This is a genomic window from Bradyrhizobium genosp. P (assembly GCF_049949265.1).
GTDB lineage: Bacteria > Pseudomonadota > Alphaproteobacteria > Rhizobiales > Xanthobacteraceae > Bradyrhizobium.
This window is the reverse complement of sequence record NZ_CP188195.1, coordinates 4,983,677-4,996,077: the sequence shown is the minus strand read 5'-3', so window position 1 is coordinate 4,996,077 and position 12,401 is coordinate 4,983,677. Positions and strand designations below refer to the sequence as shown.

Here is a 12,401-nt window from a genome sequence, read left to right as displayed (position 1 = left end):
CAAATGACGCAACGGACGTTGAGCCAGTGAACCAGCCAGTCGCTTCGCCAACGCTCGATACCCTGTTCAAGCGGGTCCTGGTGCGGCAGCCCGAGGTGCTGGCCTTGGTCGATCCCCTCAACAAGCAGCGCATCACCGGACAGACGTGCAAGCGCCTGACTTACGCCGAGGCCGACCGCGCGATCTCCGCGATCGCAGCCCATTTCGTCGAGAGCGGATTGCCGGCCAATTCGGTGATCGCCGTCCAACTGCCCAACACGGTCGAGTTCGCGCTGACGGTGTTGGCGGCTCATCGCGCCGGGCTGGTGGTGGCGCCGCTGCCGCTGCTGTGGCGCCAGGCCGAACTGACCGTCGCGCTCAACCGCACCGCCGCGCGGGCAATCGTTACCACCAGCAAGATCGACGGCGTTTCCTATGCCGATTTCGCCATGAACGCCGCGGCGGAAGCCTTCTCGATCCGCCATGTCTGCGGCTTCGGCGACGATCTGCCCGAGGGCATGGCCTCGCTCGATCAGGCGATCCTGCAGGACTCCCAAACAACGCGTTCCGTGATCCAGGACGGGCGCAAGGCGGCGCTGATTTCCTTTGACGTCACCAGCGAAGGGTTGCGTCCGGTGCCGCGGGCGCATTTCAGCCTGATCGCGGGCGGGCTCGCCATGTCGCTGGAGAGCGACCTGGCACAGGGCGCCACGATCATGTCGGCTTTCGCGCCGATGTCGTTTGCCGGCCTCTGCTCGTCGCTGGTGACCTGGGTGCTGTCGAGCGGAACCCTGGTGCTGCATCACCCCTTCGACGAGGAGGTGCTTGAAACGCAGATCAACGACCACGGCTGCGACACGCTGATCGCTCCCGCGCAACTCGCTCTGCGGCTCGACGAACGCAATCTGTCGGAGCGGATGCCAAGCCTGCGCAACGTCATCGGCCTCTGGCGCGCACCGGAGCAGGTCGCCTCCAGCGCGACCTGGACCGCACAGCGCGCTCCCCTGACCGATGTCTATTTATTCGGCGAAGCCGGGCATTTCTGCGCCCGCCGCACCGCGGAGGACGGATCGCCCGCCCAGATCAGGCCGGGCCCGCATGGTGCGCCTCGCGAGGTGCCGGGCACATCGATCGCCGGCGATATCCTGCTGACGCCGAAGGGCTCGCTGGCGCTGCGCGGCCCCATGGTTCCGGCCGCCGCCTATGCGCCACCGCCGCCGGGCGACACGCTGATCGCGCCGCCGCCGCGCGATTTCGTCGACACTGAATATGCCGCACGGCTCGATCGGTCGACCGGCACCATCTGCATCACCGCGCCGCCGTCCGGCGTCATGGCCGTCGGCGGCTACCGCTTCCTCGAGCAGGACCTCCAGGAATGGTCGCGCCGCCTCGGCCAGGGCGCACTTTTGACGGCATTGCCGGATCGGCTGAGCGGTCACCGGCTGGCCGGGCGGGCGCAGGACAATGCGCGGGTCCGTGACGCGTTGGCCGAACTCGGACTTAACCCATTGATGGTCGAAGCTTTTCGCGATCGAACGAACACAGCGCTGACGTAATTCTTACCATCGCGTTGACGGCGCATTAAGCCAGCCGGACTAGCATCGCGGCTATTACTGATCCGCGCATCGGTCCGAGCTTTCGCATGTCCCAACAGGGTCCGGTTCTCATCGTGTCGGCCGCCAAGCGGCCGTCATTCGCTGCTGCGCTCAATGAAGCCAAGCTGTTTCCGGTGGTTACGACCGACTGGAACGATTCCGGGCGCGCCATCGAACAGGTGCAGCCGGCGGCCGTGATCGCCGCGCTGGATGGCATCGATGCCGTACTCCTGGGAGCGTTGGCGCGGCGCGCTGCCGCCCGCGCGCCCTATTTGCCGCTGATCGCCGTCGATCCCGCGATCGCCCTGCCCGGCACGGCGATCCCGTTCTTCCAGCGCCGCAGCCATCCAGATCGTCTGACCGCGCGGCTCAACGCATCGCTGCGGGTGCGCGGCCTGCATGCGACCGTGATGCGACGCCAGGTCCCGCCGGTGCCGATCGCATTGTCGGATATCGACCCGGTCGGGGAAGCGACCGCGCTCCTGATCGGCCGCGGCGGCACCTACCCGGCGCTGTCGGTCGCGCTCGGCGAACGCGTGGGCGTGGTCGGCGCGCTCAGCATCGAGGCCGCCGCGAAACACCTCAGCAACCGCGACATCGACGGCATCGTGCTTGGCGAGGGATTTACATCACGGGTGATGGACGCGTTCCTGACGGTGCTGACGGAGGATGTCCGCTTCCGCACCTTGCCGGTGGTGGTCACCTCGAGCGATCTCACGCCACGCTACGAGTTGCCCAACCTCGAGATCATCCCGGCGGAGCCGTCACGCATCGCCGACATCACCTTGCCGCTGATCCGGCAGCACGCCTTCGAGGCACGGCTCAGCCGCGCGCTGCGCGCCATCGACGCCCAGGGCATGATCGATGCCCGCACCGGGCTCCTCACCGTGCCGGCGTTCGACCGTGATTTCGCGGCCGCCGTGTTCCAGACCAGCGAGCGCGGCGGCGGCCTTTCGGTGGCGCGGTTCACCTTCGACAGCGCCCATCCGCGCGCCCAGTTCGACGGCGCCCGGATCATCAGCCGCCTAATGCGCCAGAGCGATTTTGGCGCCGTGCAGGCCGACGGATCGATCGTGGTCGTGTTCACCGCAACCGACCCGCGCAGCGCCCATGCGATCACCCGGCGGCTGTCGAGCGTGATGCGGCACACCGACCACGGTCGACGCAACAGCCATGGCGAGCCCGTCGTCAACGTGGTCGCGCTGCAGCCGAAGGACTCAGCGAAATCGCTGCTGGCGCGGCTCTACCAGGATGCCCAACGCGCGGCGTCGTAGGTTATTGAATGGTCAGTCCGGTAGCAGTCCCATGCCTGAGGCCAGTAACACGAGGGCTTCCATGATCATGTGGCCGCAGAGCTGCGCTGCCATTCCATTGATGTCCTGTGGCGGGCTGACCGTGTTGAAATCCATCGCCACAATATTCAATCCCGAGAGGCTGCGCAGCAACTCGATCCCTTCCCGCGCGGACAGACCTCCCCAGGCAGGCGTACAGACGCCGGGAGCGACCGACGGATCGAACACATCCATATCCCAGCACAGATAGACCGGCCGTCGGCCGACGACCTCGCTGAATTCGGCGACGGTTTGCGCAAAGCCGCGCCGCATCAGCTCGTCGATCGTGACAACCCGAAAGCCGAGGGATCGCGTGTGTTCGAGCACGCCCGGGCAGTAGGTGAACCCGCGCACTCCGACGTGCCAGGATCGCGCGGCGTTCACCACGCCCTCCTGCGCCGCGTTGGTGAACTGGGTGGCGGCGTTGTAGCGATCGTCAGGCGTATAGGGATACGCGTCGGTGTGGCTGTCGATATGCAGCGCGACAAGGTCCTTGTGATGCCGCGCGGCCGCACGCATCAGCGGAAGCGAGACCGAACCATCGCCACCGATCCCGACCGGCACCGCGCCAAGCTCGAGAATGCGGCCGGCAGCTATCTCGATCCGGGCGAACGCGTCGTCGATGCGGCCCGGCACCAGCGCGACGTCGCCGGCATCGACTGCACCGAGCAGTGACAGCACGTCGACATCGGCAAGCGAGGGGTGATAGCGGCGAATGAGCCGCGACTCGCGCCGGACCTCCGACGGCCCCTGCCGGGCGCCGACTCGGAAAGGATGAGTACCGCAATCAAAGGGCACGCCGAGGATAGCGGCCCGGCTACCAGGCTTCGGCAGTCCCGCCGGCAACCCCATGAACGTTTCCGGACCCACAAAATCTGCCGCGTCACTCATCTCTGTTTCCTCTGGTCAGCATGTCGAACGCCGTGAACGCGTGCACGCGCGACACGGTCGCCAATTCGGCAATGTCGGCGTATTCGTCCGGCGCGCCCATATTGTGCGGTGTCGGCCCGTAGACGACTGTCGGGATTCCGGCCATTCGGAACCAGCGGGCGTCGGAGCCCCCGACACGCATGTTGATGGCTGGCGCCGTGCCCATGATGTCCGCCGCTGCGGCCGCACAGCGCGCAACGATTTCGTCGGCTGGGTCGGTGTGATTGGGTTCGAAGCAGCGCAGCACGCGCCACGTAATCCCGGGCAGATCGAGCTGCCGCTGCAACATTGCGATGACGGCATCGGAGCTCACCCCGACAGGCAGGCGCAGGTCGATCGCGGCGCGCGCGGTGGATGGCACCAGATTAGGCGACGTCCCGCCGATCACAATTCCGATGTTGACGGTGACGCTCGACAGCACATCGGCCTCTCCCGCGCCGCAGATTGGTTCGGAGACCGGTTTTGCGCGGACGATCGCGTCCCGAACGGAATCGGGCATCGCGACCGGCAGCCGGCGCAATGCACTCACGATGTCGAGCGCCTCACGCAGGCGGTCGATCGCATTGCCACCGAGATGGACATGAGCACCGTGCGCTGCCCTGCCCTCCGCCGTGATCTCGATCCAGATGAATCCCTTCTCACCGAAGCGCAGTACCATCGGGGAACCGGCATCTCCGATAATCGTGGCATCGCCCGTGGCATGCGGGACCCGATCGAGCAGGTATTTGGTCCCGTGAGGCCCCATGCTCTCCTCGTCACCGGCGAGCGTCAGCACGGCTTCACCGGCCCAGTGCGCGCGCTGTTCGGCGAGCGCAGCCAGCGCGGCAATCGACGCCGCGATGCCACCCTTCATGTCGGCGGCTCCGCGACCGTAGAGCCGGCCGTGCGCAACCTCGCCTTCAGGATTGACCGTCCACTCCGTCCGGTCTCCCAGCGGATAGGTGTCGAGATGGCCGTTGAACACGATCCGCCGGCCCGGGGCGTGTCCCCTGATCCGCGCGACCACATTGACGATGTCGGCCGCGCCGGGATGCAACTCGACCTCGACACCGGGAACGTGGGCTCGCAACAGATCGGCCGCCACCGCAGCCACGGCACGGGTGTCGCCATCCGGATTCGGAGATGGCGTTGCGATCAGCCGCATCGCGAGGTCGACGACCTGGCTGGCTCGGTCGCGCGCAACGGCGCGACGAATGTGATCAACGTCGTGCAAGGTGCGCTTCCCATATCCGGATCGAATGCGTGAGCGGCCAGCAGATCATGAAATAGATCACGGCAATGAAAGTGAATATTTCCAGTGGCCGGAACGTCGAGGATGACAGCTCCATGCCGCGCCGTGTGACCTCGCTGACCGACACGACTGACGCCAGCGAGGAGTATTTGATGAGCTGGACGAAATTCGCCGCGAGCGGCGGCAGCACGCTGCGAATGGCCTGCGGGCCGACGATCCGCACAAAACTCTGCATCGGCGTCAGGCCGAGAACCTGTGCCGCTTCGCGGTGGCCGATCGGCACGGTCTGGATCCCCGCCCTGAAGACCTCGGAAATGAAAACCGCCGAATACAGCGACAGTCCGAGGATCGACGCGCTCAGCGCATCGATCCTCACATTGAAGACGATCGGCAGCACATAATAGACCCAGAGCAGTTGCACGAGGATCGGCGTATTGCGCACGATTTCGCCGAGCGACAATGCGACGATGCGCGCGAGGCGAAAGCGCGACATCTGCATGATGGCGATGAAGAACCCCAAGAGGGTCGCCACCACCAGCGTGACCGCGGAGATGAACAGGGTCATCTCGATGCCGGAGGCGAGGAAGCCGAGGTTGTTCGGGATGACGTCCCAGCGGAAGCTGTAGCTTTGCATCTGGCGGCTCAGGGCGCGACGATCGGACCGAGCTTGTTCTTTTCGGCCGCGGCCTTGAGCCGGCCGTCAAGCTTGATCGTGCGAACGAACAGGTTCACGTAGTTGAGCCAAATCTGGTCGCCCTGGTTCATGACGTAGGCGTAAGGTGTCACGGACAGCGTTTCCGGTGGCGCTACCGTCGTGGTCCAGTCGAACTGGGCGTTCATCTTGATGGACGCCGGATAATCGGTCATCACGACGTCGATCCGTTGCGCCATCAGTTCGGCCTGCGTGGTGGCGGGCGCCGCAACCGCGACGGTTTTGGCGTTCTTGAAGTTGGCGCGCATGAAGTTCTCGACGTAGCTGCCGAGCGAGACGCCGGCATTAACGCCCGGCTTGTCGATATCCGCCCAGGACGTGATCGGGCCGCCCTTGCGCACGACGGCATAGACGCCGCTCGTGAGATAAGGATCCGAGAAAGCGACGGCTTGCGCACGCTTCATCGTCGCGCCGACGCCAAACATGCCGAGATCGCATTTGTTCGCTTGCAGATCGGCGATGAAGCTGCCGAAGCTGGTCTCCACATATTCCAGCTTCACGCCCATGTCCTTTGCGAGTTCCTTGGAAAGATCGATGTCGATCCCCTCGAGTTGCCCGCTATCGGGATTGCGAAACGAGATCGAGAAGTACATGGGCCAGATGCAGACCCTGAGCAGGCCGCTCTTGGTGATCTCGTACAGCCGTGACTGGGTCTGCTGGGCGGCAGCCGGCTGCATCGAGAGAAGAAGCGCGCAAACGAAGGCAAGTCGAGATAGGTCAAGTTGAGATAGGTGTCGCATGGCCGTCAATTCCCTTTCTTGCAGAGATCACTCGTCAAACTGATTGAGAAAGCGCCTGGCGCGCTCGGTGGTCGGCTTCTCGAAGAAGGCGGCGGGAGCGCCGTGTTCGACGATCACCCCCTCGTCCATGAAGACGACCTGGCTGGCGACGCGCCGGGCAAAGCCCATCTCGTGCGTCACCACCAGCATCGTCATGCCCTCAAGCGCCAGTGTGCGCATGACCTGCAACACCTCGCGGCGAAGCTCGGGATCGAGCGCCGAGGTCGGCTCGTCGAACAAAAGAATCTTCGGTTGCATGGCGAGCGCGCGGGCGATTGCAACGCGCTGCTGCTGCCCTCCGGACAGCCGCGCCGGATAGGCATCGCGTTTTGCTTCCATGCCGACTTTCTGGAGCAGCCGTTCGGCAGTGGCGACCGCCTCGTCGCTGCTGAGCCCGCGCACCCGCATCGGGGCCTCGATGATGTTTCCCAGCACCGTCATGTGCGGCCACAGGTTGAACTGCTGAAACACCATTCCGATTTCAGGACGCACTTTCCTGGCGGCGCCCCGCACATCGGACGAGGGTTGCGCCTGCGACACCGTCGTTCCCTCCATCACGATGCGTCCATCGGACGGAGCCTCGAGCAGTGCCATGCATCGCAGAAGGGTGGTCTTTCCCGAGCCGCTCGGACCGATGATGCAGGTCGACTGCCCGGGCCCAAGCGCAAGATCCACGCTGTTCAGGACGGTGTGGGCGCCAAAACGCTTCACCACCGCCTCCGCGGCCAATACCGGCCCGGCATCGGAACGCGATGCGTGGCTTATGGTCATGTACCCCTCCGACTAACTTCACCCCGAAACATAAGCAATAATGATGCCATTGTTTAACATGCCAAAGATCATGGTGCGCTACCCCGAGATCGCTGGCGTAGGTGGGCTTAAATTCCTTGCTTTATCGGCATTTCTGCTCATTCTCATAATGTATTCCCCTCATTCGATATATAGACGCTAGTTATGGATAGACGCCTTATCGAGATTTTCCATGCCGTGATGCAGCATCGCTCGGCAACCGAAGCCGCGCGCGCCCTCGGCGTGTCGCAGCCTGCCGTTAGCGCGGCGCTGAAGCGCCTCGAGGCGGATGTCGGATTCGCGCTGTTTCGCCGGGAAAGCCGGCACATCGTGCCGACGCCGGAAGCTCATCTGCTGCATGATGAAGCGATCCGGGCGCTCGCCGGCTTCGCCGAGCTGGAGGACGCTGCTGCAGGCATTTCGGCCGGAAAGCGTGGCGTCCTGACCATCGCGAGTCCGGGGCCAGGGATCGTCTGGCTTCCGGGCGTGGTCAGCCGATTTCAGAGAGAGCGCCCGTCAACACAGATCAGGATTTTGACCCGAAGCTCGGAAAATGTCCGCAGCCTGGTCTCGGCACGTGCATTCGACTTCGGCGTCGCCGAGCCGCCCTTCGACCGTACCAACGTGGTGTTGCGGCGTTACCGGATGTCTTTGGACTGCGTGATGCCTGCGACGCATGCACTGGCCGACCAGAAAATCATCACCCCCGACCTTCTCGAGCGACATGATCTGATCGTCACCTCGCAGAGCCGGACGACTTATGCCGGCGTTTCGCGCGCCTTCGAAGCCAGCGGCACGCCGTTTCATCCCGCGATCGAATGTGAATTCTTCGCCGTCGCCCTCAACCTCGTCATCGATGGCGCGGGAGTTTGCCTCGTGGACGCGCTCAGCGCGTCCGAAACCCTCAGGCGCACCGGCAATGCGAGCGCGCTCGTCGTGCGCCCCTTCGCGCCAATGATCCACTACGAGGTCGGCGTACTCAAGCCGACGATCGGCGAGCTCAGTGTTCTCGCCGAGCAGTTCCTGAAACTGCTCGACGAGCACGTGGCCCCGTACCTTGTCCGATCCTGATCAGGGGCTGCGTCTCACGCCGCCCTCTTGGTCTCGGCGAGGTTCGCAAGCTGTCGCAGGATCTCGGTGGTGCCGGCGAGACGTTCCTCCGGCGTTTCCCAATCCTGCAAGAACACGACCTTCATGTCCGGCCGCACCTTCGCGGCCTGGCCGTGCTGGCGGATGAAGCCGACCAGCCGCTCCGGCTGCGCGAAGCTGTTGTCGCGGAACGTGATGACGGCGCCCTTCGGCCCGGCGTCGACCTTCTCGACATTGGCTCTCCGGCAATAGGCCTTGATCGCGGCGACCTTGAACAGATAGCGCACCTCATCCGGCAGCACGCCGAAGCGGTCGCGCATCTCGGCGGCGAAATTGTCGATCTCGTCGTCGGTCTCGAGATCGGCGAGACGACGATAGAGCGATAGCCGCACGCTGAGGTCGTTGACGTAGTCCTCCGGGATCAGCACCGGCATGCCGATGGTGATCTGCGGCGACCAGCGGTCGGCGGCGGGCTCGGCGACACCGGCCTTGAGGTTGACGATCGCCTCCTCCAGCATCGACTGGTACAGCTCGAAGCCGACCTCCTTGATGTGACCGGACTGCTCTTCGCCCAACAAATTGCCGGCGCCGCGGATGTCGAGGTCATGCGAGGCGAGCTGGAAGCCGGCGCCCAGCGTCTCCAGCGACTGCAGCACCTTCAGCCGACGCTCGGCCTGCGCGGTGATCTTCTGCTGCGCCGGCAGCGTGAACAGCGCATAGGCCCGCAGCTTGGAACGGCCGACGCGGCCGCGCAACTGGTAGAGCTGGGCGAGACCGAACATGTCGGCGCGGTGCACGATCAGCGTGTTGGCGTTCGGGATGTCGAGGCCAAACTCGATGATCGTGGTCGAGAGCAGGATGTCGTATTTGCCGTCGTAGAAGGCGGACATGATGTCCTCGATCACGGTCGGCGGCATCTGGCCATGGGCGACCGCGACCTTCATCTCCGGCACGTTCTTGTCGAGGAAATCCTTGACGCCGGCGAGATCCTCGATCCGCGGCACCACATAGAATGCCTGCCCGCCGCGGTAGCGCTCACGCAACAGCGCCTCGCGGATCATCAACGGATCATGGGGTGCTACGAAGGTGCGGACCGCGAGCCGGTCGACCGGAGGCGACGCGATGATCGAGAGCTCGCGCACGCCGGTCAGCGCCAGTTGCAGCGTGCGCGGGATCGGCGTTGCCGACAGCGTCAGCACGTGGACCTGCGCGCGAAGCTGCTTCAGCCGCTCCTTGTGGCTGACGCCGAAATGCTGCTCCTCGTCCACGATCACAAGTCCAAGATCCTTGAACTTGATCGCCTTGCCGAGCAGCGCATGGGTGCCGACCACGATGTCGACGTGGCCCTCGGTGAGCCCCTTCTTGACCTGGTTCAGCTCCTTGGTCGGGATCAGGCGCGAGGCCTGCGCGACATTGACCGGGAAGCCGCGGAAACGCTCGGCGAAGTTCTTCGAGTGCTGGCGGGCCAGCAGCGTGGTCGGCACCACGACCGCGACCTGCTTGCCTTCCAGCGCGACGGCAAACGCCGCGCGCAACGCTACCTCGGTCTTGCCGAAGCCGACGTCGCCGCAGATCAGCCGGTCCATCGGGCGGCCGATCTCGAGGTCCTTCAACGTCGCGTTGATCGCTCCCAACTGGTCCTCGGTCTCCTCATAGGGAAAGCGCGCGCAGAATTCGTCATAGACGTGCGGCTGCAGCGGGAATTTCGGCGCCTCGTGCAAATGCCGCTCGGCCGCGATCTTGATCAGCTCGCCCGCGATCTCGCGGATGCGGTTTTTCAGCTTGGCCTTGCGCGCCTGCCAGCCGCTGCCACCGAGCCGATCGAGCTCGACATTGGCGCTATCGGAGCCGTAGCGCGACAGCAGCTCGATGTTTTCGACCGGCAGGAACAGCTTGGTGTCAGCGGCATAATGCAGTTCGAGGCAGTCATGCGGCGCGCCCGACACTTCCAGCGTCTGCAGGCCGACGAAACGGCCGATGCCGTGCTCGACATGGACGACGAGATCGCCGGTCGCCAGACTGGTCACCTCCGAGATGAAATTGTCGAGCTTGCGGCTCGCCTTGCGCGTCCGCACCAGGCGGTCGCCCAGAATATCCTGCTCGCTGATGACGGCGAATTCGTCGGTCTCGAAGCCACTTTCCATGCCGACCACAGCCAGCATGGTCTCGTTGCGCGGGGTAGCCTGCACGATCCGCCAGGTGTTGACGCTGGTGAGGTTTAATAGCTTGTGGTCGCGCAGCATCGCGCCCATGCGGTCGCGCGAGCCCTCGCTCCACAGCGCGATCACCACTTTCTTGCGTTGCGACTGCAGCGCGCCGACATGGGCCACGACGGACTCGAACACATTGACGTTGCCATCGGCACGCTCGGGCGCGAAATTGCGCCCCTGCCGCGCACCGGCGTCGAACATTTCGGCGGTGCCATCGGGCACCGCGAACGGCGTCAGCCGCGCGAGCGGCGCCTCGCTGAGCAGCTTGGTCCACTCGGGCTCGGTCAGATAAAGCTTATCCGTCGGCAACGGCTTGTAGATCGCGCCGCCGCCGGGATGCTCCAGCGCCTCGCGCCGGGCCTCGTAATAGTCGGTGATCTGCTTGAAGCGCTCGCGCGCGGCGTCCTCGCCCTGCGGCTCGATTGCGACCACGGCGCCGTCAAGATAATCGAACAACGTGTCCATCCGCTCCTGGAACAGCGGCAGCCAGTGCTCCATGCCGGGATGGCGGCGGCCCTCGGAGACGGCCTCATAGAGTTGGTCGTCACGCTCCGGCGCGCCGAACGCGGCGACATAGCCCATGCGGAAGCGGCGGATGGTCTCCGTGGTGAGCTGGAATTCGGACACCGGCACGAGGTCGAGCCCGCGCATGTCCAAATGCGTGCGCTGCGTCTCGGAATCGAAGGTGCGGATCGATTCGAGGGAGTCGCCAAAAAAGTCGAACCGCACCGGCTGATCGAGCCCGGCCGGAAACAGGTCGAGGATGCCGCCGCGCACGGCGTATTCGCCGGGCTCGCGCACCGTCGATGAGCGGCTGTAACCATTGTGCTCGAGCCAGGCGACGATCGAATCCATCGGTACGACATGGCCGGGCGCGACCGACAGCGCTTGCGCTGCGACCTGCTCGCGGGCCGGCACCCGTTGCAGCGCTGCATTCACGGTGGTCAGCACGATCAGCGGCTTGTCGGAGCCGGTCAGCCGCGACAGCTTGGCCAGCGTGGTCAGGCGCTGCGCCAAAATGCCGGCATGCGGCGAGACGCGGTCATAAGGCTGGCAGTCCCAGGCCGGAATCTGCATCACGCCGATATCGGGCGCAAAGAACTCCAGCGCGCGGGCGAGTTGCTGCATCCGTGCGCCGTCGCGGCACACCACGGCAAGGCTCACGGCCGATCGCTTCGGCTTCGCCGCGATCGCGCGCGCGAGGTCGGAAATGACGAGCCCCTCGGCGCCCTCGGCGACATTGGCGATCGTCAGCACGCGGCCGGGCGCGAGCATCGCGGCCGGAGTTTTGGCAGCCAGCTTCATGCGTCGTTGCCCGTGACCCGAAACGCCTTGATGCGGTCGAACAGCGCGGTGGCATATTCGGCCGCCAACATCCGGTCGCCGGTCAGCGCAGCATAAAGATCGGGATCGGGCAGCTCGATCAGGTGCTCGAGTTGGCCGAGTTCCTGATCGGAGAAATCGGCGATCGCGGCGTCGGCGAAGCGGCCGAGGATCAGATCCATCTCCTTGGTCCCGCGATGCCAGCAGCGAAACAAAAGCCGCTTGCGGCGGTCATCGAGCCCGCTGCTCGACCGTGTCGATCCCGTCATGTCCCAATTCCATCCAACGCGAAAAGCCCGGACGTGCCGGGCCGGGTTGATATAGCGATGGAAATGGCCGATGTCAGCCCTCATCCACAGCCTTTAGGGGGGTGTCATGGGGGCATGCCGTCCTGGTCCCGAAAAAAGACTTGGTCCCGAAAAAAAGACTTGGC

The 12,401-nt window shown here is 64.8% G+C and carries 10 protein-coding genes; 3 read left to right on the top strand and 7 right to left on the bottom strand.

Annotation, left to right across the window (positions count from 1 at the left end; genetic code table 11):
* The first annotated feature begins 26 nt into the window (after window positions 1-26).
* Window positions 27-1,535, top strand: a complete 1,509-nt coding sequence (locus ACP2YO_RS24185) for an AMP-binding protein (RefSeq protein WP_426433559.1) — start codon at window positions 27-29, stop codon at window positions 1,533-1,535.
* 86 nt (window positions 1,536-1,621) lie between these two features.
* Complete coding sequence (locus tag ACP2YO_RS24180; protein WP_426433557.1) at window positions 1,622-2,848, top strand: GGDEF domain-containing protein; 1,227 nt, start codon at window positions 1,622-1,624, stop codon at window positions 2,846-2,848.
* Window positions 2,849-2,860: 12 nt separating this feature from the next.
* On the opposite strand, the gene ACP2YO_RS24175 is transcribed toward ACP2YO_RS24180, so the two are convergent.
* From ACP2YO_RS24175 to ACP2YO_RS24155, 5 genes are all read right to left on the bottom strand, one after another.
* Window positions 2,861-3,796: an arginase family protein gene (locus ACP2YO_RS24175; protein WP_426433555.1), complete on the bottom strand. Its 936-nt coding sequence runs from the start codon at window positions 3,794-3,796 to the stop codon at window positions 2,861-2,863.
* On the bottom strand, window positions 3,789-5,048 hold the full coding sequence (locus ACP2YO_RS24170; RefSeq protein WP_426433553.1) for a M20/M25/M40 family metallo-hydrolase: 1,260 nt from the start codon (window positions 5,046-5,048) through the stop codon (window positions 3,789-3,791). The genes ACP2YO_RS24175 and ACP2YO_RS24170 overlap by 8 nt, the downstream gene beginning before the upstream one ends.
* Window positions 5,035-5,700, bottom strand: coding sequence for an amino acid ABC transporter permease (locus ACP2YO_RS24165; protein ID WP_426433551.1), 666 nt, complete (start codon window positions 5,698-5,700; stop codon window positions 5,035-5,037). Before ACP2YO_RS24165 ends, ACP2YO_RS24170 begins: the two co-directional genes overlap by 14 nt.
* An 8-nt stretch (window positions 5,701-5,708) precedes the next feature.
* Window positions 5,709-6,455 (bottom strand): ABC transporter substrate-binding protein, encoded by a 747-nt coding sequence (locus ACP2YO_RS24160; protein ID WP_426433549.1) that lies wholly within the window; start codon window positions 6,453-6,455, stop codon window positions 5,709-5,711.
* A 90-nt stretch (window positions 6,456-6,545) separates the two neighbouring features.
* Complete coding sequence (locus ACP2YO_RS24155; protein WP_426433547.1) at window positions 6,546-7,328, bottom strand: amino acid ABC transporter ATP-binding protein; 783 nt, start codon at window positions 7,326-7,328, stop codon at window positions 6,546-6,548.
* 183 nt (window positions 7,329-7,511) lie between these two features.
* Between ACP2YO_RS24155 and ACP2YO_RS24150 the strand changes: the two genes are divergently transcribed.
* The gene (locus ACP2YO_RS24150) at window positions 7,512-8,417 is read left to right on the top strand and encodes a LysR family transcriptional regulator (RefSeq protein ID WP_426433545.1); all 906 of its coding nucleotides are present in this window, start codon (window positions 7,512-7,514) and stop codon (window positions 8,415-8,417) included.
* A 14-nt stretch (window positions 8,418-8,431) separates the two neighbouring features.
* Here the strand turns inward: ACP2YO_RS24150 and mfd are convergent, their stop codons facing one another.
* Both mfd and ACP2YO_RS24140 read right to left on the bottom strand, forming a co-directional pair.
* Window positions 8,432-11,950, bottom strand: a complete 3,519-nt coding sequence (gene mfd / locus ACP2YO_RS24145) for a transcription-repair coupling factor (RefSeq protein WP_426433543.1) — start codon at window positions 11,948-11,950, stop codon at window positions 8,432-8,434.
* Window positions 11,947-12,237 carry a succinate dehydrogenase assembly factor 2 gene (locus ACP2YO_RS24140; RefSeq protein ID WP_426433541.1) on the bottom strand — a complete coding sequence of 97 codons (291 nt, stop codon included), beginning with the start codon at window positions 12,235-12,237 and terminating at the stop codon, window positions 11,947-11,949. Before ACP2YO_RS24140 ends, mfd begins: the two co-directional genes overlap by 4 nt.
* Window positions 12,238-12,401 lie beyond the last annotated feature (164 nt).

Bases quoted from the DNA above. Each gene is read 5' to 3' on its own strand.
- ACP2YO_RS24140 (WP_426433541.1), bottom strand. From the start codon at position 12,237: ATGACGGGATCGACACGGTCGAGCAGCGGGCTCGATGACCGCCGCAAG.
- ACP2YO_RS24150 (WP_426433545.1), top strand. From the start codon at position 7,512: ATGGATAGACGCCTTATCGAGATTTTCCATGCCGTGATGCAGCATCGC.
- mfd (WP_426433543.1), bottom strand. From the start codon at position 11,950: ATGAAGCTGGCTGCCAAAACTCCGGCCGCGATGCTCGCGCCCGGCCGC.
- ACP2YO_RS24155 (WP_426433547.1), bottom strand. From the start codon at position 7,328: ATGACCATAAGCCACGCATCGCGTTCCGATGCCGGGCCGGTATTGGCC.
- ACP2YO_RS24165 (WP_426433551.1), bottom strand. From the start codon at position 5,700: ATGCAAAGCTACAGCTTCCGCTGGGACGTCATCCCGAACAACCTCGGC.
- ACP2YO_RS24175 (WP_426433555.1), bottom strand. From the start codon at position 3,796: ATGAGTGACGCGGCAGATTTTGTGGGTCCGGAAACGTTCATGGGGTTG.
- ACP2YO_RS24160 (WP_426433549.1), bottom strand. From the start codon at position 6,455: ATGCAGCCGGCTGCCGCCCAGCAGACCCAGTCACGGCTGTACGAGATC.
- ACP2YO_RS24180 (WP_426433557.1), top strand. From the start codon at position 1,622: ATGTCCCAACAGGGTCCGGTTCTCATCGTGTCGGCCGCCAAGCGGCCG.